Consider the following 26,035-nt stretch of genomic DNA (forward strand, 5'->3'; position numbering starts at 1 on the left):
AGTTCATACAGAACTACTCCATTTTATGTTTTACGACATACCTATTAAATGAAAAACGGTTGCAAAACTATAAATTATACCTGAAAAAAACAACAAATTATTATTATTGTGATATATTTCCTTTGTTTTCTTAATTGTTAAATCTGTCAATTTGCAATATAACCACTGTCTAAATCGACTCAGGTGACATGATCGTATCACAAATCAATGAGTTATCGCTGCCGATAGTTTCTTTTTGACAAATAAAAAAATTATTTTTATCTTAATTTTATCGTAACAAATAGTGAGCTTACTCTTTATAGGCATGATATTGGACTTGATATCAACTTATTCTGGATATTTTATAGCATATAGCTTATCACTAAAAATATTTACAACTTTATTTTATGTAGATATTTGTGAAAAACGGCTGGCTTTTCTTATCCTCCCAATATGGCTGATAAACAATATCTCTCAAATCCAATATATTTATTACAGAATTTTAATAGATCTAAACTTATATGATAATTTTTTTTCATATGACTACACTAAATAAAATATTGAAAATTGGTAGTTCTGTATGAACTATAGTCCACGAAAGCTTAATTGAATTTCTAGTTTAGTTTAAATAAAAAGAATGTGTCTATGAAGAAAAAGTTGACTTCTGTGCTACTATTTCTTGCGATGAGCGTAGGAGTAGTTTCGGCACAGACCTCGAAGGTTACCGGTAAGGTAGTCGGAGAAGATGGTGAGCCGGTGATCGGTGCGTCCATTATCGTAAAAGGAACGACTGTGGGAACAGTTACGGATTTTGACGGTAATTTTACTTTGGATGTTCCTAGTGATGGTAAGCAATTAGTTATTTCATACATCGGTATGAAATCCAAGGAGGTAGTTGTGTCTCCCAATGTAAATGTAACATTGATGTCTGATACCCAAAACTTGGATGAGGTCGTGGTTACAGCGATGGGTATCTCAAAGGAAAAGAAAGCTTTAGGTTATGCCGTGCAAGATGTAAAATCGGATGAGTTAACACAAGGTGCTAACACTAGTTTGTCTGGGGCTTTGCAAGGTAAAGTATCCGGTATCGATATCGCTTCCTCATCGGGTATGCCAGGCGCATCTTCCAAGATCATGATCCGTGGAGCCCGTTCATTTACAGGGGATAACTCTCCTTTGTATGTGATCGATGGTATGCCGATCGCTTCTACGGCGGATGTTAATACGGATACTATGAATAATGGTAGTGTTAGTGGAGCTGACTATGCGAACCGTGCCGTAGACTTAGATCCGAACGATATCGAGAGTATCAACATCTTGAAAGGACAAGCCGCTTCTGCGTTGTATGGTATGCGTGCTTCTAATGGTGTGATCGTTATTACTACAAAGAGCGGAAAAGGTGCTCGTAAAGGAAAACCTCAGATCTCATTCAACACGAATCTTGCGTTTGATAAGGTTTCTACATTACCTGAGTTACAAACTGAATATGGACAAGGTAATGAAGGTGCTTATAACCCATATTCGGGATTTAGCTGGGGACCGTCTATCTCTGACTTGGCGAATGATCCTGTATATGGCGGTAATGTACAAAATGAATATACGGAAGGTGGATTGCATAATGGACAATACTATGTGCCTCAGCGTGCTGCGGCAGGATTGGATCCATGGGCTACTCCCCAAGCTTATAATAATGCGAAAGATTTCTTCCAGACTGGCGTTACTTGGAGTAACTCTGTAAATGTAGCTCAATCTTTCGATAAAGGAAACTATTCATTTTCTTTGGGTAATACGACTTCTGATGGTATCGTTCGTTCTACGGGAATGGATCGTTATAACGTGAAGCTGTCGGGTGAGGCGCAATTGCATGATAACTGGACGACTGGTTTTAACGGAAACTTCGTGACATCAAAGATCAAGAAGCAAGGAACCGCTAATGACGGTGTTACCGCTACGGTTTATACGGCTCCTATCAGTTATACTATGGCGGGCATACCTTCCCATATCGAAGGTGATCCTTATACTCAGAATACGTTCCGTGAGAACTGGATCGATGATGGAAACTGGGCGTGCGACAATAATAGCTTTACGGAGAGATCTCAACGTTTCTTCGGGAATGCGTTCTTGAAGTATTCTACTAAATTTGGTACGGACAATCATAAATTGGATGTGAAATACCAAATTGGTGATGACGCTTATACGACCAATTACTCTGATATTTACGGCTACGGTACAACTGGTTATGCGAATGGTTATGCTAGCGAATACGGTTTTACGGTAAATGAGATGAACTCATTGTTGACGTTTACGTATAACTGGAATATCAATGAGGACTTCGTATTCGATGCTTTGTTGGGTAATGAGCTTGTAGATAAGCGAATCAGTAATACTCAAGCCGTGGGATATAGCTTCAACTTCCCGGGCTGGAACCATTTGAACAACGCTTCTGTATTCAACAGCTCTCATGAGTATAAGAGAAAACGTACGGTAGGTAACTTCGCTAGCTTATCTTTGGCTTGGAAGAATATGCTTTATTTGAATGTTACGGGACGTAACGATATCGTGTCTTCTATGCCGAGAGATAACCGTTCGTTCTTTTATCCTTCCGTATCCCTTGGATGGGTATTCACGGAAGTGGAAGCCTTGAAGAATGATATCTTGACATTTGGTAAGATCCGTGGCTCTTACGCAGAGGTAGGTATGGCAGGAGAATATGTGCCGTCTTATTATTATACGCCAGGTTATGGTGGTGGTTTCTTCCAGGGAACACCTATTATGTATCCGATTAATGGAAATATGGCGTATATTCCTTATTTCGTGGTTTATGATCCGAACTTGAAGCCTCAGAACACGAAGTCTTATGAGCTTGGTGCTGACTTGACTTTCTTGAATGGTTTAGTTTCATTGAATTATACGTATTCTCGTCAGAACGTGAAAGACCAAATCTTCGAGGTGCCTTTGGCTGGCTCCACAGGTGCTTCCAGTATGATGATGAATGGTGGAAAGATGCACTCAAACGTACATGAGATTACATTAGGTATCTCTCCGGTTGATACGAAGAATTTCAAGCTGGACTTCGCTTTTAACTTCTCAAAGATCGACAATTATGTAGACGAGTTGGCTCCGGGCGTAGAGAGCATTATGTTGGGTGGTTTCGTGACTCCTCAAGTACGTGCAGGTATCGGCGATAAATTCCCGGTAATCTATGGTGTTGGTTACAAACGTGATGGCGAAGGACGAATTGTAGTAAACGAAAAAGGTATACCAGAGGCTGGTGAGACCCAAGTAATCGGTAAGGTTTCTCCTGATTTCCGTTTGGGTTTCAATACGAATATCGAGTTGTATAAATTCCGTTTGGCTGCTGTATTTGACTGGAAGCAAGGTGGACAAATGTATAGTGGTACGGCTGGTGAGACGAACTTCTACGGTACAAGTAAGTTATCTGGAGAGGTTCGTAAGAGTGATAAATATCATTTTGACTATGCTGCTGTTGAACAGAAGGGCGTAGATGCGGATGGTAAACCTATCTATGTTCCCTATACGGGTGGAGTGAAAGGATCAGATGCAGAGGAGTATTTCAAAAGCGTGAGGGGCATTGACGAAGCCTATGTCTATGACAACTCGTTCTTGAAATTGCGTGAACTTTCATTGTCATATCCTGTATATAAGAAAGATAACTTGAATGTAAACGTGAATGTTTTCGCCCGTAATATCATTGTATGGTCTGAGATAAAAGGCTTCGATCCAGAGGCTACTCAAGGAAATAACAATATGGCTGGCGCTTTCGAGCGTTTCTCCTTACCGGGTACATCTAGCTACGGTTTTGGTGTCAACGTAAATTTCTAATTTATAAAGAAGACAGATATATATGAATACAATAATAAAATCATTTAAAGGGTTGGCTGTTGTGTCGGCCGTATCCTTGGCATTGGCTGGATGTTCCGAGGATGTAATGGATCGGATTAACCAAGATACGAGCCATACAAATAGCGTGGATGGCAAATTTATCTTGGCCGACTTGATTACTTCTACTGCATTTTCCAACGTTAGCGGAGACTTCAATACCTATTCATCTTCCTACGTGGAATATGAAGTGGGTATCGAAAACCAGTTATATAACGCGGAAATTCGTTTGAATGAGCCTTCTGCCTCTTCTACGTTTGAGAATACGTGGGGAAATGTTTATACAAGCTTGAAGAACGCTCGTGTTATTATCGGTCAATGTCAAGAAGGTAAGCGTGATGAGGGAAATTTAGTGACGAGAGGTATCGCTGAGGTCATGGAAGCTTACAATGGCGCTCTATTGGCGGATATATTTGGAGATACACCTTATAGTGAAGCTTCTTTATTGGATGAGAATGGCTCACCGGTGAATATGAATCCTAAAATAGATAAGCAAGAGGAGATTTATGTCTCTATAATGGCCTCCTTGGACAAGGCGATCGAGGATTTGAATCAGTCTGATCGTTCACCGGTTGGTACGTATGATTATTTGTATAATGGAGATGCCGAGAAATGGATTAAATTCGCTTATGGTTTGAAGGCTCGTTATACGATGCGTCTGATCAATCGTTCCACGGATAAGCAAGCTGACTTGAATAAGGTTTTGGACTATGTATCAAAATCTTTTACTTCTGCGGATGACGAGGCTGCATACGCTGTCTATGATGCGAATAATATCAACCCATTCTTTGGTTACTTCGATTCTCGCGCTGGTTTTGCCAATAGCCAGAGCTTGACGGACAAGTTGATTGAGCGTAAAGATCCTCGATTGGAAAGAGTGATGCTTTCTCCTACTACGGCTGACAAGAAACGCGTACAGGTTACAGGCTCTGCTGATAAGAACTTAGTTCCGGCCCCGAATGGTACTCCTGAGCAGAATATGCAGAAATATGGTGTTTCCGCCTTTGTATATTCAAACACGGCTCCTACGATGTTGATGAGTTATCATGAGTTGAAATTCTTGCAAGCTGAGGCGTTATGTCGCTTAAACCGTACGTCTGACGCCGAGAAAGCGTTGAAAGAGGCGGTAGCTGCCGGAATCGCAAATGCTGAAAGAAGTGTCTCTTCTGCTATCACTTATATGGGTAGCAAAATGGTCGTGAATTCAGAAAAAATGACAGAGGAGACGGCCAATACATATTTCGATAACCAAGTTAAACCGCTGTTTGCTGTAAATCCTTTGAAAGAGACCATGATCCAGAAATATCTGGCTTTGTGGGGAGCATCGGGAGAGGCTACCGAGACTTTTAATGATATCCGTAGAATGAAAGGATTAGGAGAGAATTTCGTGACATTGGCGAATACGAAAAAATTCCCTCTTCGTATGCCTTATGGTAATAGTGACGTGGTATCAAATCCGGAAGTAAAAGCCGCTTATGGCGACGGTCAATACGTATATTCAGAGCCTGTATGGTGGGCTGGCGGAACTCGCTAATCTAACATATATAATATAATGTATAGGGTGCCTCTCCGATTATGGAGGGGCATCTTTTTTTGTTATATATCTTACATGTTTTGATAGCTTCCCTTATCCCATTTCCTTGGAAGGCTTATTGGTTTTATACGGAAGTATAGATCATCTAACAATTGGTGCATGATCATCTAACAGCCGTTGCATGATCATGCACCAACTGTTGGACGATCATGCACCAGCTGATAGATATTTAATGCTTCAAGAAAAAAGGTATAATGTGTTAAGAAGATATCGCTAAAAGTACGGGATAAAAAGGATAGGGAACTAAGGGAATGTTAAATTTTTATTGTCATAATGTTAGTATATTATATGGGTAAAAGTGTGTTTGTGATGATTACTCTTTCATTATGTCACTATTTCCTGTTGTTTAACATTCTTTTTATACGATAAATTTCTTGACTTATCCTTTGAAAAGTAAATAAAATGTCCGACTTTTGCTTCCATGATGAGTCAACCATTAGCAGAGAGATTACGTCCGAAGACGTTGGATGATTATATCGGACAGAAGCACCTGGTAGGCCAGGGAGCCGTGTTGAGGAAGATGATTGATGCGGGACGGGTTCCCTCTTTTATATTGTGGGGGCCGCCGGGAGTAGGGAAGACTACCTTAGCGCAGATCATAGCGAATAAGTTGGATGCGCCTTTTTATACGTTAAGCGCAATCAGTTCGGGAGTGAAGGACGTGCGGGAGGTGATAGAGAAGGCCAAGAGCAACCGCTTCTTCAATACGGTATCGCCGATATTGTTTATTGATGAGATACACCGGTTCAGTAAGTCGCAGCAAGACTCATTGCTGAACGCCGTAGAGACGGGCGTGGTGACGCTGATTGGGGCAACCACGGAGAATCCCTCGTTCGAGGTAATCCGTCCTTTGTTATCCCGTTGTCAGGTGTACGTATTGAAATCGCTGGACAAGAATGACTTGCTTACGCTATTGCATAAGGCGATCGCCGAGGATGTCGTTCTGAAGGATAAAAACATAAGGCTGACGGAAACGGATGCCATGTTACGTTACTCGGGAGGAGACGCCCGGAAGTTGCTGAATATTCTGGAACTGGTGGTGTCTGCCGAGGAGAGTGACGATATTGAGATTCTGGATGAGAAGGTAGTGGAGAGGTTGCAGGAGAACCCTGCGGAGTATGATAAGGGAGGGGAGATGCATTACGATATAATCTCCGCTTTTATCAAGTCGATCCGGGGTAGCGATCCCGATGGCGCCATTTACTGGCTCGCCCGTATGGTGGCTGGGGGAGAAGACCCTGAGTTTATCGCACGGCGGTTGGTGATCTCCGCTTCTGAGGATATCGGATTGGCGAATCCGAATGCGCTTTTGCTGGCGAACGCATGTTTCGATGCCTTGAAGAAGATCGGCTGGCCGGAGGGCCGGATCATCCTGGCCGAGACGACCGTTTATCTGGCTTGCAGCCCGAAAAGTAATTCGGCCTATATGGCGATCAACGACGCTTTGGCACTTGTTAACCGGACTGGGAATTTACCCGTACCGCTTCATCTACGCAACGCGCCTACCAAATTAATGGCTGAACTGGAGTATGGCAAGGAATATAAATATGCGCACGACTACGAAAATCATTTTGTAAAGCAGGAGTATCTTCCGAAGGAAATTTTGGGCGAACGTTTGTGGAAAGGACAGGAAAATCCGGCCGAGCACAAACTAATTGAGCAAATGAGGCGCCTTTGGGGAGATCGTTTTTAATTGACATATTCTGATTGTAAATTAAAAAATGCTCGAAAAGTGTCGGCAAATGAGAAAAAATAGTTACATTAGCCGCCTGTTTTTGAAAAAATAGTTACTTTATTTATAATAACATTCTAAAAAGACATTGGTATGAAGAAGCACAATTTTTATGCAGGTCCTTCTATCTTGAGCGAGTATACAATTAAGAATACAGCCGCTGCGGTAGAAAATTTTGCGGGTATGGGGTTATCACTTCTTGAGATCTCTCATAGAAGTAAGGAGTTTGTAGCCGTAAACGACGAGGCACGTGCGTTGATCAAGGAATTACTGGATGTTCCGGCAGGCTATGAGGTTGTATTCATGGGCGGTGGCGCCAGCATGCAGTTCTGTATGGTTCCTTACAATCTGTTGAATAAGAAAGCCTCTTATTTGGATACCGGCACATGGGCTTCGAACGCTATCAAGGAAGCTAAGTTGTTTGGGGTGGTAGATGTTGTCGCTTCTTCCAAAGACAAGAACTATACTTACATCCCGAAGGGTTATGCGATCGCTGATGACTCGGATTATTTCCATTTTACTTCTAATAATACGATTTACGGAACAGAGATGCGTAAGGATCCGGATGTGAAGCAACGTTTGGTTTGCGATATGTCTTCCGATATTTTCTCTCGTCCGATCGATATTTCCAAATATGATATTATCTATGCGGGTGCTCAAAAGAACTTGGCTCCTGCCGGCGTGACTTTGGCTATCGTTCGTGTGGACGCTTTAGGACATGTAGACCGTCCGATCCCGACCATGTTGAACTACGCTACCCATATTAAAAAGGATTCCATGTTCAATACACCTCCTGTATTGCCTATTTACGCGGCTTTACAGACCTTGAAATGGTATAAGGAACAAGGTGGTATCGCCGCTATGGAGAAGAAGGATCTTGAGAATGCGGCGATCTTATACGATGAGATCGATCGTAATAAGTTGTTCCGTGGTACGGTAGCGGAGGAAGATCGTTCGATCATGAATGTTTGTTTCGTGATGAATGATGAGTATAAGGAGTTGGAGGACGAGTTCAGTAAATATGCTACTGCCGCTGGTATGGTAGGTATCAAGGGACACCGTTCTGTAGGTGGTTTCCGTGCCTCTCTTTATAACGCGATGCCGAAGAGCAGCGTGGAGGCTTTGGTAGCTTGCATGAAAGAGTTCGAGAAACAACATTAATCAAGGAGGATTCAGACATGGCAAAGATATTAGTTGCTACAGAGAAACCTTTCGCCGCTGTCGCTGTGAAAGGTATCCGGGAGGTAGTGGAAGGCGCTGGTATGGAACTGGCTCTTTTGGAGAAATATACAGAGAAGGCGCAATTGCTGGATGCGGTTAAGGATGCCGATGCCGTGATTATCCGTAGCGATAAGGTGGACGCTGAGGTATTGGATGCCGCTAAGAACCTGAAGATCGTGGTTCGTGCCGGTGCGGGGTATGATAACGTGGACTTGGATGCGGCTACTGCCCATAAGGTATGCGTGATGAATACGCCGGGACAAAACTCTAACGCTGTCGCCGAATTGGTATTCGGTATGTTGGTGTACGGGGTTCGTAATTTCTATAACGGAACTTCCGGAACAGAGTTGAAAGGAAAGAAATTGGGTATCTTGGCTTATGGAAACGTGGGCCGTAACGTGGCTCGTATCGCTAAAGGCTTCGGTATGGAGGTTTACGCTTATGACGCGTTCTGTCCGGCTTCCGTGATTGAGGCCGATGGTGTGAAGGCTGTAGCTTCTACGGCGGACTTGTTCAAGGCTTGCCAGATCGTTTCCTTGCATATCCCGGCTACGGCCGAGACGAAGGGTTCTATCAATTTCGAGTTGATGAATTCCATGCCGAAGGGAGCTATCGTAGTGAATACGGCTCGTAAGGAGGTGATGGATGAGGCTGGCCTCGCTAAGATGTTGGAAGAGCGTCCGGATTTCAAGTACTTGACAGATATTATGCCCGCTATCCATGCGGAATTGGCCGAAAAATATGCCGGTCGTTATTTCAGCACCCCGAAAAAGATGGGTGCCCAGACCGCCGAGGCTAATATCAACGCTGGTATCGCCGCCGCCAAGCAGATCGTTGATTTCTTGGTGAATGGCAATGAAAAGTATCGGGTTAATAAATGAGAATATCCGGTTGTAGAGACGGGTACGCCCCGTCTCTACATTGATACATAAACCAATTAGATTTAATTACCATGGCAAAAATAAAACCTTTCAAGGGAGTTCGTCCACCAAAAGAATTTATAGAGGAGGTGGCTTCCCGCCCCTATGACGTATTGAACTCGCAAGAAGCTCGTGCGGAAGCGGAAGGAAACGAGAAATCCCTTTACCATATCATTAAACCGGAAATCGATTTCCCAGAAGGGACGGATGAGCATGATCCGGCTGTTTACCTGAAGGCCGCCGCCAATTTCAATAATTTTCAGGAAAAAGGTTGGTTGGTTCAGGATCAGAAAGAATGCTATTATGTTTATGCCCAAACCATGAATGGCAAGACTCAATATGGGTTGGTAGTCGGGGCTTATGTTCCCGATTATATGAATGGCACGATCAAGAAACATGAGCTGACCCGCCGTGACAAGGAGGAGGATCGCATGAAGCACGTACGTGTCAACAACGCTAATATCGAGCCGGTATTCTTCGCTTATCCCGACAACTCAGAGTTAGACGCTATCGTAATGAAATATACGGCTCGTGAGCCTGAATATAATTTCGTGGCGAAATTAGACGGTTTCGGCCATACGTTCTGGATTATCGATGAGGATAAGGACATCGCCCGCATCACGGAGTTATTCGGGGAGATGCCTGCGTTGTATATTGCCGACGGACATCATCGTTCCGCCGCCGCTGCTTTGGTAGGAGCGGAGAAGGCCAAGCAAAACCCGGATCATAAGGGAGACGAGGAGTATAACTATTTCATGGCTGTTTGCTTCCCGGCCAACCAATTGACCATTATCGATTACAACCGTGTGGTAAAAGACTTGAACGGCTTGACCGAGGAACAATTCGTTGAGAGATTAACGAAAAACTTCGTGGTAGAGGAGAAGGGCTCTGCTATTTACAAACCGGGTGCCTTGCACAATTTCTCCCTGTATTTAGGAGGGAAATGGTATTCTTTGACCGCTAAGCCCGGTACGTACGATGACAATGACCCGATAGGCGTATTGGATGTCACGATCTCTTCGAACTTGATTCTGGATGAGATTTTAGGCATTAAGGATTTACGTTCGGACAAGCGAATCGATTTCGTGGGAGGTATCCGTGGCCTGGGTGAATTGAAACGCCGTGTGGATAGCGGTGAGATGAAGGTTGCCTTGGCTTTGTATCCCGTTACGATGAAGCAATTGATGGATATCGCCGATACGGGTAATATTATGCCGCCGAAGACGACGTGGTTCGAACCGAAGCTTCGCTCCGGTTTGGTGATCCATAAATTGGATTAAGTCTTATATACATAAATATAGCTTTGGATTGGGGTATAATCGTTGAAGATTATACCCTTTTTTATCCTTGTAACCTAGATATACGGAATAAATTGTATCTTTAGGACTTAAATAGTATCGCAATGGGTAAAATAAAAAATATAGTATTCGATCTGGGGGCGTTATCATAGATTTGGACCGGGATGAACCTGTTCGTCGTTTAATAGAGATTGGGGTCAAAGATGCCGATGGATTGATAGATCCTTACGAACAAAAAGGGGTTTTTCAAGATCTGGAGACCGGAAAGATCGGAGTAGAGGAGTTTTGTCGCTATTTACGGAAGCATACGGGTAAAGACCTTTCTTATGAGGATATTTGTTGGGCTTGGTTTGGCTTCATTGGTGGCGTTCCCCAATATAAATTGGACTACATATTAAAACTCCGTGAGAAATATCAAGTCTATTTATTGAGCAATACAAATCCGATCATACAGCTTGAATGGGCACAGACAAAAGAGTTTACGCCGGCGGGCCGTCCATTAAATGATTATTTCGATAAATTGTATCTCTCTTATGAAATCGGTGTCACTAAGCCAGATCGTGAAATTTTTGATCGCATGGTCTTGGATTCAGGAATCAGACCAGAGGAAACATTATTTGTAGATGATGGTAAGAATAATATCGTAGTGGGGCAGGAACTGGGGTTCCATACCTATCAGCCTTTGAATGGAGAGGATTGGAGAGGGAGGCTCGATGAAATACTCTCAAAATCATAGGATCTCTATTCCTCTTAATTAAATCTATATCATTGAAAATGACAAATACTACTTTAAATTTGGAAGAACTACTCTGTGGTGTAAACGAGCTAGTCGATACGCTTTGGATCGTCACATTAGGTAATGAAAAGGTTGAGATAGTCAAAGATTCGATGACTCCCGAAAGGGAAGGAGAATGTTTGGATTATACAGAACTTTGCCAGACTTACATTCAAGAATATGTATATCCTGCGGATTTAGGGAAATGGGAGGAGATCTTATCCTTGAATTCATTGCGGCAAATGGCGGCTAGCGGCGTAGCAAATAAGAAGTTCGACATGCGTTTCTGTAATGATTTGTTGGGTTTTGAGTGGCATGAGGCTTTTATTCGTATCTTGAAAGATAAGAGTGGAATTCCGGATCGTGTCATTCTTTTCAGCCGCTATGTGAATCATTGTCGCAAGGCACAGATCGTAGAGGCTGCCGTTCAGACTGAGTATGATTATGTCGTTTATATAGAGGCAAATACGAATAGCTATGTCATGTATACTTCCAATCGTGAAAGTGGGACGCCGGTCCCCCCGATAGCGAGTAATGACTATGAAAAAGAGGTAGCCGAGTTCCACCACAAATATGTGCCGGAGGATCAGCGAGATGAGTTAACCCGAAATCTTTCCCTAGATCATGTCTTATCTATCTTACAAAATTCCCGTGAGTATGTCTTGTTCTGTCAGGTGATGGAGAATGGCGTTTTTAGGGATAAGAAGTTGCGTTTTAGCTTTTTCGATAAGGAGAGGAATATACTTCTTTTGACCCGGACCGATATTATGGAGGTTCGTGAGGAAGAGCGGCAAAGGCAATTACTTCAAGATGCCCTACAAGTGGCTAAATCGGCAAATCAGGCTAAATCGGATTTCTTATCCCGTATGAGCCATGATATACGTACTCCGATGAATGCCATTATCGGTATGACCACTATCGCCAGTATGCATATCGACGATCGGGAGCGTATAGTGGATTGCTTGAAGAAGATTATGGTTTCTTCCAAATTGTTATTGAACTTGATCAATGAGGTCTTGGATATGTCTAAGGTAGAGAGCGGACATATTTTGCTGACAGACGAGGAGTTCGATATGGGCGAGTTATTGCAAAGCGTAATTACTATGGTTCAGACTTCGGTCAGTCAGAAGTTTCAGGATTTCCGGGTTCACTTGTTTCAAATCAAACATGAAAAGCTGATTGGCGATGTGCAACGGATTCAGCAAGTATTGTTGAATTTGCTGTCAAACGCCATAAAGTATACGCCGGACTATGGGAAAATAACACTTGAGATACGGGAAAAGCCAATTAAAAATGGTAATTATGGTTTATTTGAGGTTACGGTTATAGACAATGGTATCGGGATAAAGCCGGATTTCTTACACAAGGTTTTCGAACCATTTGAACGTGCGGAAGACGCAACCTTGCGGAATATACAAGGAACCGGCTTAGGCATGGCGATAAGCCGTAATATCGCTCATATGATGAATGGTGAGATTCTGGTGGAGAGTGAATATGGCAAAGGTTCTGTTTTTACATTTACGATGCAGTTGAAATTGCAGGATCAAGGGTGTTTTGAGGATGATCATTTAAGGGATTTACCGGTTCTCGTGGTAGACGATGATATCGTGTGTTGCGAGAACGCATGTATGAGGATTAACGAGATCGGTATGAAAGGTGAATATGCCATTTCTGGTGAGGAGGCTATCGGGAAAGTAGAGAGGGCACATCATCTTAATGATGACTATTTTGCCGTTATCCTTGATCTGAAAATGCCGGGAATGGATGGAATCGAGACCGCTACCCGTATCCGAAAAGTCGTTGGCCGGGATATTCCGATCATTATTCTTTCCGCTTATGATTGTCCGCATTTTGAGGAGATAGCCCAACGAGCCGGTGTCGATGGATTCATAAGTAAGCCGTTGATGAAATCCAAGTTATTTTATTTGATGAAAAGTTTCGCTATCAAGCAAGAGGAAAAAGAGGAAGAGACGGAGAAGCCTCAATATCCTTTCGGTAACTTTGAGGGTAAGCGGATCTTGCTGGTGGAAGATAATAGCTTGAATAGGGAAATAGCGACTGTGTTACTAGAAGAGACCGGTGCGGTGGTAGAGGAGGCGGAAAATGGCCTTGTCGCGGTGAATATGGTAAAAAACTCTAGTCCGGGATATTATGACTTGGTATTTATGGATATCCAGATGCCGGTCATGAACGGGTACGACTCTACTCGCCATATTCGGGCATTAGAACGTCCGGATATCAAGTCCATGCCGATAATAGCCATGTCTGCGAACGCATTTGCGGAAGACATCAAGTTGTGTAAAGAATCCGGAATGAATGAGCATATCGCTAAGCCGATCGATTTCGGGAAAGTTCTTGAGATCTTAGAGAAATACTTGTAGATATAAGGATATAAAAAAGGCCATATCTTAGCTAAGCGCTATCAGATACGGCCTCTTTTTTGTGTTATTTACTGGATGCCACGTTCTCTCAAACGTTTCTGCCAGTTCCATGCGGATTGCAGGGTGTCGGCTAAAGTCTCCTTGGCGGTCCAGCCTAATACCTTATTCGCGTGCTCCGGATTGGCCCATACCTTCTCGATATCACCTTCACGACGGCCCACGATCTTGTGCGGAACCTTAACGCCTGTTGTCTGCTCGAAGGTATTGATCAGTTCAAGGACAGAAACACCATTGCCGGTACCTAGGTTGAATATCTCGATATGCTCATCAGACTTATTCTCAAGCATACGGTCCATAGCGATTACATGCGCTTTCGCCAAGTCTACGACATTGATATAGTCACGGATGCAAGAGCCGTCTGCCGTATCATAATCATCGCCGAATACGCTTAATTCCTTGCGGATACCCATAGCCGTCTGTGTCAAGTACGGGATCAAGTTCTGGGGAACACCATTTGGCAACTCGCCGATCTCTGCGCTTGGGTGAGCGCCTATCGGGTTGAAGTAGCGCAAGATGATACTCTTGAAAGGCGCTCCCGCATGGATCGTATCCCGGATAATCTCCTCGTTGATCTGCTTCGTGTTTCCATAAGGAGACATAGCGGGTTTGATCGGGGCATTCTCGGTTACCGGCAAGTTCTCCGGATCCGGTTGTCCGTATACCGTACAAGAGGAAGAGAATACGATACCTTCGATATTGAATTCAGGCATCATCTCCAACAAGTTCACCAAAGTGACAATATTATTGCGATAATACTTCAAAGGCTGCTGTACGGATTCTCCTACCGCCTTGCTAGCGGCGAACAAGATAATGCCTTTGATGCCCGGATGAGCTTCCAATGCCTTGCGAGTACCTTCCTTATCCTTTAGATCCAATTGGATAAACTCCGGACGGATGCCCGTGATTTTCTCGATACCATCGAGCACCTCGATATTCGAGTTTGACAAATCGTCGATAATGACTACCTCATATCCGGCGTTCTGCAATTCTACTGTGGTGTGTGAGCCGATATAACCGGTTCCGCCCGCTACTAAAATCTTCTTTTTCATTCTAGTGTTCATTTAGATAAGTTTGTTATACGATACCCGAGAATCCCATAAAAGCCATAGCTAGCAAACCGGCCGTTATCAAGGCGATAGGAGTGCCTTTCATGCCTTCCGGAACATGCGTCATGGCTAGTTGCTCCCGAATACCCGCGAAGATAATCAAAGCTAGCGCAAATCCAATAGCGGTCGAGATAGCATATACCACAGATTCTAATAAATTATACTCTTTTTGGATTACAAGGATCGCCACACCCAAGATACAGCAGTTCGTGGTGATCAACGGAAGGAATACGCCCAACGCCTGGTAAAGGGCGGGAGAGACCTTCTTCAATATGATTTCCACCATCTGAACCAAGGCGGCGATGATCAAGATGAAACTGATCGTCTGCATGAACCCTAATCCGAAAGCGTCCAATATGTATTTTTGCACGAGGAATGTAACAATCGTGGCGATCGTAAGCACGAACGTAACGGCGGCTCCCATGCCTGCGGCAGTCTCCACTTTCTTAGATACCCCCAAGAACGGACAAATTCCCAAGAACTGTGCCAGTACAACGTTATTAACGAATACGGCGGCGATAAATATCAATATATATTCCATATGATCCGTTTATTATGCTTTACGCAGTTTGTTTACTATTGCTACCAGATAACCCAAGGCGATAAACGCTCCCGGAGCCAATACGAAGATCAGCGAACCATATTCCTCGGGCATCAAGGTTACGTTGAATAACTTACCGGTTCCCAAGAACTCACGGCAAGCGCCCAGCAGCGTAAGAGCCATCGTAAAGCCCAGTCCGATACCGATTCCGTCGAAAGCGGATGGGACTACGCCGTTCTTCGCAGCGAAAGCCTCGGCACGTCCTAGTACGATACAGTTTACCACGATCAACGGGATAAATAATCCCAAGCTAGCGTATAAAGCCGGGACGAACGCTTCCATGCACATCTGCACTACGGTCACGAACGTCGCGATCACAACGATATATCCCGGGATACGCACCAAGTCGGGGATTACGTTTTTCAAGGCGGAAATCACGATATTCGAGCAAATCAATACGAACATCGTAGCCAATCCCATACTCATGCCGTTGATGGCCGAAGAGGTCGTTCCCAAGGTAGGACACATACCTAACAGTAATACAAATGTCGGGTTCTCCGTGATGATACCATTCATCAATATTTTTAGATTACTCATTGTTCTGTCCTCCCTTTTTATTTGTTATCAGTTGAAGTGGCACCCGTTAGTCCGTCTACGCCAGCGAATGCGCTATACGCACGGTTCACGGCATCGAGGAACGCACGGCTGGAGATTGTCGCTGCCGTGATAGCGTCCACATCGCCACCATCTTTTGTTACTTTTAAGCCTCCGTCCGGAATCGTACGTCCCAAGACACTTTGCTTGTTCTTGTCCGCACGGAACCATTCTTGCATCTTGGCTCCCAAGCCCGGAGTCTCGGCGTGTTGCAATACGGAATAGTTCAAGATCTTGCCATCCATATCGAAACCTACGATAACCCGTATCTCACCGCTAAAGCCTTTTTTCGTATTACTCTCTACAGCTCCGCCAACGACTTGTCCGCCTTTCTTGGCAGGATAAATCTTGAGGGAATCACCATCGGAGGAGACGGCCATATAGACGTCCTCAGTCGGTTTGTTGTCGAACTCGGGAGCAACGGCTTTAATCGCTTCCTCCAAGGCGGTCGCTTTGGCTACCGCTATAGGGCCGGCGGTAAACTGGTTCACTCCGGCTAGGATCGCCCCTGCTACCAAGCAAATGCCTGTTAGTGAAAGGAGCATATTGGGTAATGTTGATTTTAATTTTGCCATGCTTACTTTCCTCCGAAATGTTTAGGTTTGATATAGCTGTTGATTAGCGGAGTAAATGCGTTCATGATCAGGATAGCGAACGACATACCTTCCGGGTAAGACCCGAACAAACGGATCACCGTGGTAAGGATTCCGATTCCCACGCCGTAGACAAGCATTCCGTTCTTGCTCATCGGCGAGGTTACGTAGTCGGTCGCCATAAAGATGGAGCCTAATAACAAACCACCGGATAATAAATGAACGAACGGGCTGGCGTATTGTACCGGATTCACCAAGTGCATGATGCCCGTGAATACGAATACGGTAGCCAAGATGGATACCGGGATCTGCCAAGTGATGATCTTTTTCCATAGCATGAATAAAAGACCGAGGATCAAGGCCACGGCGCTCACTTCACCGAGACTACCTCCCATAGCCCCTACAAGCATATTCCCGTAAGACGGAAGCTCGGTCACGCCCTCGTTCATCAACGACAGTACCGTCGCGCCGGTCTGGGCGTCCGTATAAGTCATCGGGAAAACGTTCAAGGCATCTACCACCGGCCAAGTCGTCATCTGCGCCGGGAAGGAGATCAATAAGAATACACGTCCGACCAACGCCGGATTGAAAATATTATTACCTAATCCACCGAAAGACATCTTGCCGATGCCGATCGCCGCCAACGCTCCGATGATAATGATCCAGACCGGAAGGTTGGAAGGTAGGTTGAAGGCCAGCAATACGCCCGTCAGGATAGCGGAGCCATCGCAAAGGGTCGGTTCCTTTTTCATCAGGAATCGCTGGATCAAATACTCGAATATCATACAGGCCAGAACCGATACGACCGTAACGATCAACGCTCCCAGACCGAAGAAATAAAGGGATACCAAGAAAGCCGGGATAAGGGCAATCAGTACACCATACATATTTTTGCTTATGCTGTCGCCTCCATGGATGTGGGGCGAGGGCGATACGTATAAATTATTTTCCATGTTGCTCTTGTTTTATGACTTTCTAGACCGGATAATACCCATAACTTTTCCTTTACCCAACCGGATCTGATCCAGCAACGGACGGTTGGCCGGACAGGTATAACTACACGACCCGCACTCGATACAGTCGGTGATATAGTTCTTCTCCGCCAATTCCCAATTCTGGAATTCCGTGGCGTTCATCAATAGGGTAGGGTTCAATCCCATCGGGCAGACACCTACGCATTTGGCGCAACGGATGCAATCCCGGATCGGCTTGCGGACAGATTCCTCCGTTGTCAGTAATAAAACACCGGAGCTTCCTTTGCAAACCGGCACCTCGGCGCTGATCAACGCTTTACCCATCATCGGTCCGCCACCGATAATCTTACCCGTATTCTCGGGCAGGCCACCTGCGGCCTCGATCAAGCAACTGATCGGTGTTCCCATACGAACCAAGAAATTGGAAGGATTAGCTACCGCCTTACCCGTGATCGTCACCACACGCTCGAACAACGGTTTATTCTTTTGTACCGCCTCGTAAACGGCATAAGCAGTTCCTACGTTCTGTACCACGGCACCCGCCGAGATAGGAAGCGCACCACTTTTTACCTGACGGCGAATAACGGCGTCGATCAATTGTTTCTCGCCTCCTTGCGGATATTGTACCTTAAGCGGCATGATCTCTATACCTTTATAATTTACCGCCAACTTTTGCAGATGGGCGATAGCGTCCGGCTTGTTATTCTCGATACCGATCACGGCCTTGTTCACGTTGACCGCTTTCATTAGGATCGTGACACCGACTAGGATTTGCTCGCCTTTCTCCAGCATCAACGAATGGTCGGAAGTAAGATAAGGCTCACACTCCACGGCGTTGATGATTACGATCTCTGCCTTGTTTCCGGGAGGCGGCATCAATTTCACCTGCGTAGGGAAAGTCGCTCCACCCAGACCGACGATACCGGAAGCGGCGATCTTATCCACGATTTCCTTGGAAGACAGCGTGCACTCCTTCACTAAGGTCTCGCTGCGGTCGATCGTCTCTTCCCATTCATCACCTTCCACATCTATATAGATAGCGGGACGTTTGTATCCGCTAGCGTCGAGAGCGTTATCTATCTTGTTCACTTTGCCGGATACGGAAGAGTGGATGTTCGCTGATACGAAACCACCCGCCTTGGCTAGCAATGTACCCACCTTTACCAGATCCCCTTTCTTCACCACGGCCTGCGCTGGGGCACCGATATGCTGGCTGAGGGGGATAATCACCTGTTTAGGCGTAGCGAGAGCCGTAATTTTCTTACCGGCAGACAGTTTATTCTCGGGGGGATGTATACCTCCGATTCGAAATGTCCTTAGCATACTATTAGATTTTAATTTAGATTTGTTTTTTCTTCACTTGTAGCTTTCGGTGTGGCTTCCGGTTTCACGGTAGCCTCTGCCTTTGGCGCCGGTTTCACGGTCTCCGCTTTCGGAGCGGGAGCGGCTTCCTTGCGAGGAGGGAAATTCAGCTCATGAATAGCTCCTGTCGGACATACAGCCACGCATTTGCGGCATAAACGACACTTCGTATAATCGATATAAGCTACGTTATTTGTTACGGTGATTGCCTCGAACGGACATTCCTTGGCACATTTGCCACAGCCGATACAAGCGTTGGCACAAGCCTTGCGAGCGGCGGCTCCCTTGTCCTTATTTACGCAAGACACGTAAATCCGGCGTGATTTAGGTCCTTTCTTTCTTAGCTCGATGATATTCTTCGGGCAAGCCTTCACACAAGCACCACAGGAAGTACATTTTTCCTCGTCTACCTCGGCGATTCCCGTAGCCGGGTTGATGTGGATGGCGTCGAAAGCGCAGGCGTTCACGCAGTCGCCATAACCTAGGCAACCGAAAGAACAATTCGTCTCGCCTCCGTAAAGGGTAGAGGCGATGGCGCAACTTTTCGTTCCATCATAAGAGTTTGTACGTGGGCGGGCCTGACAAGTTCCGTTGCAACGGACAACGGCTACCATGGGTTCGGCTGTACCCGCCTCTTTACCCAGTATTGTAGCGACCTTGGCCATGACCGGGCCACCACCAACGGGGCAGAGCAATCCGTCTAATGAGTCAGCTTTTACGCAAGCGCCTGCGAATCCGGCGCAACCCGGATAACCGCAACCTCCACAGTTCGCCCCGGGAAGGACTTCCTGTACTTGTGCGATGCGAGGATCTTCGTAGACTTCAAATTTCTTGGAAGCAGCGTAGAGGAAAACCGCTCCGACCGCCCCGATTGCTCCTAATGAAATAACGGCAATTAAAATCATGATATATTATCAATTAAGTTTTTTCAAAGTAAATATAAATCGTCTTTTTAGTTTGTCACGCATTAAGTATAGTATACAGTAATAAGGCAGTAAAAGCGATAAACCGGTTAACCCGCTCGTGGTCTCGTCCCATTGTAGATTCGTCCCGATTACGATGGCCCCCACGACTATCACCAAAGGAATGACAAATGCTAGCAATACGGCCTGAAGTCCCATGGAATTTTGTCCGCATATTATCACTACCTCGTTTACGTGAAACCGTCCCGACCGATCGGGTACCTCAATGATCTTATCCTTTTTCTCGGATGCCGAGCACATAGACTGTGCGTGGCATCCCGAGCATGCGGATTGTTGGGTAATGCGGACGAAGACGGTGTCGCCATCGATCTTCTCTACAAATCCTGTATGATTTATACTTTCGCTCATATTTGTAATCTCGACATTGCAAAATCAAGGCAAAAGTAAGTATAATTTAGAAACTATGTCACGATTAACAAAGTTTATTATTCGAAATCTTAAATCCTAGCTTACCATTTGTAATTAAAACCGAAACTTAACAACTCATTAAGCTGGAAATAACTCTTGTTATCCTCTGTTTTTTCCACTCCATCGTCGTATCTAAGGTGAAAATAGATACGTGTGGAGAAAAAGCGGCTGATGGCCAGAACCAAGGTATTCTCGAACTCCCCGATGGTATGATCGCCGTAAGTGGTAAAGAAATAAAGACGGGATTGCCAGCTTACGTTACGGTTGAAATCGAAGGCGAGGTCTGCGCGGATCGTGGAACCTATTTGGCTTAGCTTGTTATTGAACTCACCGGTTTCCTCGTTTTTCTTGAAACCGTGACGGCTATAATCGATCTCTTGTGTCGTATACATATATGTATAGGAGATCGGCGCCAAGTTGGTGCTGAATTTAATCTTCTTATGCTTGTCGGTAAATTGTTTTTCCAGCTCGTATTTCATACCGAGACCGAAGTTGATAGAGAACGGGGCTAGGAATGCGGCCTGTTTGATGCGCTCGTTCTCTTGGTAGTTGGTGAAGAACTGGGTCTTGAACTCAGCGTCGAACGTATAGTACCATTTGTTGAACGCTTGGTAGCCGACGTTGCTGTGTATACGGAATACGTCGTCACCGATCTTATAGTTCCTTAAGGTATCCTTCGGTGCCGTATATACGCTGGCTTTGAATTCCAGTTCGTTCGTTACTTGTACCTTATCTTTCTTATAGTCGTATTTTAAATTGTTCTTGGTGAACAGGTTCAAGTTGCTACTTCCACCTTTATACCAGTTCTCCGAAACGTAGTTCTGGGAGAATTGGATGGCGCTCTCGAAGGCCGATATCCAGTATCTCCGCTCCGGGATAAAGCGGGCGGGAGCGTCTACGTCCTCAAAATTGGCATCAGCCTCCACCTTGATCGGCAAGTCCTCATAAATATTCTTCTTGATGAATTTAGGTTTGATTACCTCATTGGGCAGATCCCTCTCGGAGTAGCGGAAATAAGTCGGGTAATTGTTCTGTACATATTTGTAAGCCATCTCCTCGAATTGTTTGTTTCGTTCCAGATCTTTGAAAATGGAATCTGCCCGGTATAGGTTATCATAGGGAGTCCTCTCCTTCAACGAATCGAAGTTGTAGAATATCAAGTTCTCGGGTAAATAATCTCCCCGGAAAACGATCGGCATGAACAAAGGGTTTACGATCATGGTATCCCGGAAGGTCATCGTATTATCGAAAATCGTGGAGGCGTCTCGTACCAGACGGGCCCAATACATCGCCTCGTCCGAGATTTCCAGCTCGTCTTTCTTCAAGAAACGCAGTAAATTCGTGCTTGGGGCCAAGGGCTCCGAGTAAGTCTTGTTTTGCTTCTCGAATTGCTTACGAATGTCTACGATGTTGTCTAATTCCTCTTCGCTAAGATTGATCGCGGGAATCGTATCATCCGATACGACTTGCTGTGCGGGACGTTGAACTATCGTTCCGGTAACTAGCTGGTTCTCTTGACTGTATGCCGAGCCTCCAATTAGTGAAAGTAATAATAGCGCATACACACCATGCCTCTTCATCATCATAATACCTTATTTACATCTATTAGTTGTAGTGGTCGCAAAATTAGCTAAAAAGAATGATATATAACATACGATTTGATATTTATCTGGGCAAAAGTTACGATCACTGAGGCAAAGCAGGTGTGTCTAACGAGGCTTATACGGACTTGCCTCAGTACTCCGCTGGAAGTACTGGAATACTTCGCTCAAAGTACTTCAGTACTTCCTGCGTAGTACCGAAGTAATTCCATGAGAAGTACTGTCTTTAGTGCCGGGCTTCGGGTCGGGAATCGGAAGAGTCCTGCCGAAGCCCGGGTCAGTTCTGGAGATATTCAGCGAGAAATAAAAACATTAAATTTGGCATGTCTCGATGAAAATCGCTAACTTTGCGGTTTCGAAATGCAGGTGTGCAATTAAAAAGATAACTAAAATATTACTATCGTGGCAGATACAAAGTACATTTTCGTTACAGGCGGCGTGGTCTCTTCCTTAGGTAAGGGTATTATTTCCGCTTCTTTAGGTAAGCTCCTTCAAGCAAGAGGTTACAAGGTTACTATCCAAAAATTTGATCCTTACATCAACATCGACCCGGGTACGTTGAACCCTTATGAACATGGGGAATGTTACGTGACCGTCGATGGACATGAGGCTGACTTGGACTTGGGCCATTACGAGCGTTTCTTGAATGTCCAGACTACCCGTGCGAATAATATCACTACCGGACGTATCTATCAAAGCGTGATCAACAAGGAGCGTAAGGGGGATTATCTGGGTAAGACGGTGCAGGTGGTGCCTCATATCACGGATGAGATCAAGCGTAACGTGAAATTATTGGGTAGCAAGTATAAATTTGACTTCGTGATCACCGAGATCGGTGGTACGGTGGGTGATATCGAGTCTCTGCCTTTCATAGAGAGCGTTCGCCAGTTGAAATGGGAGCTGGGCAAGAACTGCCTTTGCGTACATCTTACTTACGTGCCTTATATCGCCGCGGCGAAAGAGTATAAGACGAAGCCTACGCAACATTCCGTGAAGCAATTGCAGGAATTAGGCATCCAGCCAGACGTGTTGGTTTTACGTACGGAGCATGAGCTGAACGCGAACTTGTTACGTAAGGTGGCGTTGTTCTGTAACGTGGCCGAGGATTCCGTGATCCAGTCGATCGACGTACCGACGATCTACGAGGTTCCTTTGGTATTGCAACGCCAGAAGATGGACGAGGTGGTCTTGCGTAAGGTCGGTATGGAAGTCGGCCCGACTCCGGAGTTGAAGCCTTGGAAGGAATTCCTTGCCTTGAAGAGCACGGCTACGGATACGGTGAAGATCGGTTTGGTTGGTAAATACGTGGAATTGCAAGACGCTTATAAGTCGATCGACGAGTCTTTGTTGCAAGCCGCTATTTACAATCATCATAAACTGGATTTGCATTTGTTCCATTCGGAGAAATTAAATAACGAGAACGCCGCCGAGCAATTGAAGGATATGGATGGTATCTTGATCGCCCCCGGATTCGGGCAGAGAGGTATCGAGGGCAAGTTTGCCGCTATCAAATACGCTCGTGAGCATGATGTCCCTTGCTTGGGCATCTGCTTGGGTATGCAGTGCATGGTGATCGAGTTTGCGCGTGACGTGTTAGGTTTGGCGGATGCCAACTCTACGGAGATGGAGCCGAATACGGCACATAAGGTGATCGACTTGATGGAGGAGCAGAAGAACGTTACCAATATGGGAGGTTCCATGCGTTTGGGCGCTTACGACTGTATGCTGAAAGAGGGCTCCAAGGTATTGGAGGCATACGGCAAGGAGCATATCCAAGAGCGTCATCGCCATCGTTTCGAGTTCAACAACGAGTATAAGAAGCAATACGAGGCCGCCGGTATGATGTGTACGGGTGAGAATCCGGAGACAAATCTGGTAGAGGTGGTAGAGATCCCCGCCTTGAAATGGTTCGTGGGCGTTCAATATCATCCGGAGTACAACAGTACCGTGGTGAATCCGAATCCTCTTTTCCTCAGCTTCGTGAAAGCTGCTATCGAAAATAAAAAATAATTGGTGATAAATGGATAAAAACACATTAATAGGTTTTCTGCTGATCGGTGTCGTATTATTCGCGTTTAGCTGGTTCAACCGGCCAACGCCTGAGCAGTTGGAGGCACAGCGCCGTTACCAAGATTCAATCGCGAAGATTGAGTATGCTCAGCAACTGGAGTTGCAGAAACAAGAGAACAAGAGTGCTTTAGTGGAGGATTCGTTGGAGAACCTGCCGGACTCGGTACGGGCGCAACGTTTGCAGCAGAGCTTCGGCGTATTCGGCGACGCTATGGTGGGCACGGAAGATTACACGACCCTGCAAAATGACGTGGTCGAGCTGCGTATCAGCAATAAGGGCGGACGTATTTGTTACGCACGCTTGAAGGAGTATGATACGTATAATGACGAGCCTCTCGTTTTGTTCGACGAGAAAGAGTCTAATTTTAATTTCACGTTGGTCACGGCAACGAACCGTGTCGTGAATACGAGCGATTTGTATTTTACCCCGGTTAAAGGTAATGACCCGAATTCCGTGATCATGCGTTTGAACACCGGCGAGGGTAGTCATCTGGATTTTACCTATACCTTGAAACCGGATGATTATATGGTGCAATACCAGATTCTGGGTACGGGATTGAACGGTGTCTTGGCACCGAGCACGAATGCCTTGGATTTGTTGTGGGAGCAGGATATCCGCCAACAGGAAAAAGGACGTAAGTTTGAGGATCGCTACGTGACCTTGAACTACAAGTTCATGGCGGACGACGTGGAACACCTGAGCGAGTCGAAGAGTGACAGCAAGCAGATCCCGAACCGCTTGAAATGGATCGGTTATAAGGATATGTTCTTCTCTACCGTATTGATCTCGCAAGAGGGCTTTGAGGCTACTACCTTAGACTCGAAAGCGATTCCGGAGGGGGATGTGTTGAAACAATTCAAGACGACCGCTTCCGTACCTTTCGACTTGCAAGGTAAGGAGGCCACGAACCTGTCCTTTTATTTCGGACCGAATAAGTTCGCCTTGTTGAAGTCCTTCGATAAGGGAGTCTCTGCCGAGCAGCAACTGGATCTGGAGAAGTTGGTTCCGCTAGGCTGGGGTATCTTCCGCTGGGTGAACCAATATTTCGTGATCCCCTTGTTCGACTTCTTGGGTAAGTTTATCCATAATTATGGTATCTTGATTCTTTTGATGACTATCATCGTGAAGATCATCCTTTTCCCGTTGACGTATAAGTCTTATATGTCGTCCGCCAAGATGCGTGTATTGCGTCCGCAAGTGGAGGAGATCAACGCTAAGTATCCCGGACAGGATAAGGCTATGGAACGGCAGAAAGCGACGATGGAGCTATATAGCCGTGCGGGGGCGAGCCCAATGAGTGGTTGCTTGCCGATGTTGTTGCAGATGCCGATCTTAATCGCTTTATTCATGTTCTTCCCGTCGGCGATCGAGTTACGTCACCAGAGTTTCCTTTGGGCGCACGACTTGTCTACTTACGACGCTATCTTTAGTTGGAATAAATATATTCCGATCATCACTCCGTATTTCGGAAATCACATCAGTTTGTTCTGTTTGTTGATGACGATCACGAATATTTTTTATACCAAGTATAATATGGAGATGACGAATACCGGGCAGCAACAGATGCCGGGCATGAAGGCCATGATGTACATGATGCCGTTGATGTTCTTGGTGTTCTTCAACCAGTATGCTTCCGGTTTGACGTATTACTATTTCATCTCTACGTTGATCACAATCGTGCAGACATTGATCTTCCGCTATACGATCAATGAGGATAAATTGTTAGCTAAGTTGGAGGCAAACAAACGGAAACCGATGAAGAAATCCGGTTTCATGAAACGTCTGGAAGAGGCTCAACGAGCACAGCAGGAGACGTTGCGTAAACAACAAGAGGCTAAGAAAAAACGATAGGATAATAGTAATTGTTGTCCTTGAAAAAGGT

At 45.3% G+C, this 26,035-nt stretch carries 19 protein-coding genes; 10 read left to right on the forward strand and 9 right to left on the reverse strand.

Translation table 11 applies throughout. From position 1 onward, the window contains the following. Positions 1 to 624: 624 nt before the first annotated feature. From NBH07_RS14725 to NBH07_RS14760, 8 genes are all read left to right on the forward strand, one after another. Positions 625 to 3,822, forward strand: coding sequence for a SusC/RagA family TonB-linked outer membrane protein (locus NBH07_RS14725; RefSeq protein ID WP_011966035.1), 3,198 nt, complete (start codon positions 625 to 627; stop codon positions 3,820 to 3,822). Between the two features lie 22 nt (positions 3,823 to 3,844). After that, complete coding sequence (locus NBH07_RS14730; protein ID WP_156682590.1) at positions 3,845 to 5,413, forward strand: SusD/RagB family nutrient-binding outer membrane lipoprotein; 1,569 nt, start codon at positions 3,845 to 3,847, stop codon at positions 5,411 to 5,413. A 481-nt stretch (positions 5,414 to 5,894) separates the two neighbouring features. Next, complete coding sequence (locus tag NBH07_RS14735) at positions 5,895 to 7,166, forward strand: replication-associated recombination protein A (protein WP_156682589.1); 1,272 nt, start codon at positions 5,895 to 5,897, stop codon at positions 7,164 to 7,166. Positions 7,167 to 7,298: 132 nt separating this feature from the next. Then, on the forward strand, positions 7,299 to 8,366 hold the full coding sequence (serC, locus tag NBH07_RS14740) for a 3-phosphoserine/phosphohydroxythreonine transaminase (protein ID WP_156682588.1): 1,068 nt from the start codon (positions 7,299 to 7,301) through the stop codon (positions 8,364 to 8,366). Positions 8,367 to 8,383: 17 nt separating this feature from the next. Continuing rightward, a complete protein-coding gene (locus NBH07_RS14745; protein ID WP_005855649.1) occupies positions 8,384 to 9,307 on the forward strand; it encodes an NAD(P)-dependent oxidoreductase in 924 nt (307 codons plus the stop codon). Between the two features lie 71 nt (positions 9,308 to 9,378). Then, a complete protein-coding gene (locus NBH07_RS14750) occupies positions 9,379 to 10,626 on the forward strand; it encodes a DUF1015 domain-containing protein (protein WP_005855651.1) in 1,248 nt (415 codons plus the stop codon). Between the two features lie 172 nt (positions 10,627 to 10,798). Then, a complete protein-coding gene (locus NBH07_RS14755; protein ID WP_005855653.1) occupies positions 10,799 to 11,380 on the forward strand; it encodes an HAD family hydrolase in 582 nt (193 codons plus the stop codon). 38 nt (positions 11,381 to 11,418) lie between these two features. Further along, complete coding sequence (locus NBH07_RS14760; RefSeq protein ID WP_022193141.1) at positions 11,419 to 13,800, forward strand: hybrid sensor histidine kinase/response regulator; 2,382 nt, start codon at positions 11,419 to 11,421, stop codon at positions 13,798 to 13,800. Positions 13,801 to 13,868: 68 nt separating this feature from the next. Here NBH07_RS14760 and galE read toward each other — a convergent pair whose 3' ends face one another. The 9 genes from galE to NBH07_RS14805 form a co-directional block, all read right to left on the reverse strand. Next, a complete protein-coding gene (gene galE, locus NBH07_RS14765; RefSeq protein WP_005855657.1) occupies positions 13,869 to 14,909 on the reverse strand; it encodes a UDP-glucose 4-epimerase GalE in 1,041 nt (346 codons plus the stop codon). A 25-nt stretch (positions 14,910 to 14,934) separates the two neighbouring features. Next, a complete protein-coding gene (rsxA, locus tag NBH07_RS14770; protein WP_005855659.1) occupies positions 14,935 to 15,507 on the reverse strand; it encodes an electron transport complex subunit RsxA in 573 nt (190 codons plus the stop codon). Positions 15,508 to 15,519: 12 nt separating this feature from the next. Beyond that, complete coding sequence (locus NBH07_RS14775; RefSeq protein WP_005855661.1) at positions 15,520 to 16,104, reverse strand: RnfABCDGE type electron transport complex subunit E; 585 nt, start codon at positions 16,102 to 16,104, stop codon at positions 15,520 to 15,522. 17 nt (positions 16,105 to 16,121) lie between these two features. Beyond that, positions 16,122 to 16,736, reverse strand: coding sequence for an RnfABCDGE type electron transport complex subunit G (locus NBH07_RS14780; RefSeq protein WP_008771710.1), 615 nt, complete (start codon positions 16,734 to 16,736; stop codon positions 16,122 to 16,124). Between the two features lie 2 nt (positions 16,737 to 16,738). Then, on the reverse strand, positions 16,739 to 17,707 hold the full coding sequence (locus NBH07_RS14785) for an RnfABCDGE type electron transport complex subunit D (RefSeq protein WP_005855664.1): 969 nt from the start codon (positions 17,705 to 17,707) through the stop codon (positions 16,739 to 16,741). Positions 17,708 to 17,719: 12 nt separating this feature from the next. Further along, positions 17,720 to 19,051, reverse strand: coding sequence for an electron transport complex subunit RsxC (gene rsxC / locus NBH07_RS14790; protein WP_005855665.1), 1,332 nt, complete (start codon positions 19,049 to 19,051; stop codon positions 17,720 to 17,722). Positions 19,052 to 19,062: 11 nt separating this feature from the next. Continuing rightward, positions 19,063 to 19,995, reverse strand: coding sequence for a Fe-S cluster domain-containing protein (locus tag NBH07_RS14795; protein ID WP_005855666.1), 933 nt, complete (start codon positions 19,993 to 19,995; stop codon positions 19,063 to 19,065). A gap of 9 nt (positions 19,996 to 20,004) precedes the next feature. Next, positions 20,005 to 20,421 carry a SoxR reducing system RseC family protein gene (locus tag NBH07_RS14800; protein ID WP_005855668.1) on the reverse strand — a complete coding sequence of 139 codons (417 nt, stop codon included), beginning with the start codon at positions 20,419 to 20,421 and terminating at the stop codon, positions 20,005 to 20,007. A 101-nt stretch (positions 20,422 to 20,522) separates the two neighbouring features. Further along, positions 20,523 to 22,067, reverse strand: coding sequence for a DUF3078 domain-containing protein (locus NBH07_RS14805; RefSeq protein ID WP_250833529.1), 1,545 nt, complete (start codon positions 22,065 to 22,067; stop codon positions 20,523 to 20,525). A gap of 417 nt (positions 22,068 to 22,484) precedes the next feature. Here NBH07_RS14805 and pyrG point away from each other — a divergent pair, with 417 nt between their 5' ends. Beyond that, the gene (gene pyrG, locus NBH07_RS14810; protein ID WP_005855672.1) at positions 22,485 to 24,092 is read left to right on the forward strand and encodes a CTP synthase; all 1,608 of its coding nucleotides are present in this window, start codon (positions 22,485 to 22,487) and stop codon (positions 24,090 to 24,092) included. Positions 24,093 to 24,102: 10 nt separating this feature from the next. Further along, the gene (gene yidC, locus NBH07_RS14815) at positions 24,103 to 26,004 is read left to right on the forward strand and encodes a membrane protein insertase YidC (protein WP_005855674.1); all 1,902 of its coding nucleotides are present in this window, start codon (positions 24,103 to 24,105) and stop codon (positions 26,002 to 26,004) included. The last annotated feature ends 31 nt before the right edge of the window (positions 26,005 to 26,035 follow it).

This window comes from Parabacteroides sp. B2-S-102, from assembly GCF_023656665.1.
In the GTDB taxonomy this organism is placed as follows: Bacteria; Bacteroidota; Bacteroidia; order Bacteroidales; family Tannerellaceae; genus Parabacteroides; species Parabacteroides distasonis.

Coding starts and splice junctions, on each gene's coding strand:
- NBH07_RS14725 (WP_011966035.1), top strand. CDS start 625: ATGAAGAAAAAGTTGACTTCTGTGCTACTATTTCTTGCGATGAGCGTA.
- NBH07_RS14730 (WP_156682590.1), top strand. CDS start 3,845: ATGAATACAATAATAAAATCATTTAAAGGGTTGGCTGTTGTGTCGGCC.
- NBH07_RS14735 (WP_156682589.1), top strand. CDS start 5,895: ATGATGAGTCAACCATTAGCAGAGAGATTACGTCCGAAGACGTTGGAT.
- serC (WP_156682588.1), top strand. CDS start 7,299: ATGAAGAAGCACAATTTTTATGCAGGTCCTTCTATCTTGAGCGAGTAT.
- NBH07_RS14745 (WP_005855649.1), top strand. CDS start 8,384: ATGGCAAAGATATTAGTTGCTACAGAGAAACCTTTCGCCGCTGTCGCT.
- NBH07_RS14750 (WP_005855651.1), top strand. CDS start 9,379: ATGGCAAAAATAAAACCTTTCAAGGGAGTTCGTCCACCAAAAGAATTT.
- NBH07_RS14760 (WP_022193141.1), top strand. CDS start 11,419: ATGACAAATACTACTTTAAATTTGGAAGAACTACTCTGTGGTGTAAAC.
- galE (WP_005855657.1), bottom strand. CDS start 14,909: ATGAAAAAGAAGATTTTAGTAGCGGGCGGAACCGGTTATATCGGCTCA.
- rsxA (WP_005855659.1), bottom strand. CDS start 15,507: ATGGAATATATATTGATATTTATCGCCGCCGTATTCGTTAATAACGTT.
- NBH07_RS14775 (WP_005855661.1), bottom strand. CDS start 16,104: ATGAGTAATCTAAAAATATTGATGAATGGTATCATCACGGAGAACCCG.
- NBH07_RS14780 (WP_008771710.1), bottom strand. CDS start 16,736: ATGGCAAAATTAAAATCAACATTACCCAATATGCTCCTTTCACTAACA.
- NBH07_RS14785 (WP_005855664.1), bottom strand. CDS start 17,707: ATGGAAAATAATTTATACGTATCGCCCTCGCCCCACATCCATGGAGGC.
- rsxC (WP_005855665.1), bottom strand. CDS start 19,051: ATGCTAAGGACATTTCGAATCGGAGGTATACATCCCCCCGAGAATAAA.
- NBH07_RS14795 (WP_005855666.1), bottom strand. CDS start 19,995: ATGATTTTAATTGCCGTTATTTCATTAGGAGCAATCGGGGCGGTCGGA.
- NBH07_RS14800 (WP_005855668.1), bottom strand. CDS start 20,421: ATGAGCGAAAGTATAAATCATACAGGATTTGTAGAGAAGATCGATGGC.
- NBH07_RS14805 (WP_250833529.1), bottom strand. CDS start 22,067: ATGATGATGAAGAGGCATGGTGTGTATGCGCTATTATTACTTTCACTA.
- yidC (WP_005855674.1), top strand. CDS start 24,103: ATGGATAAAAACACATTAATAGGTTTTCTGCTGATCGGTGTCGTATTA.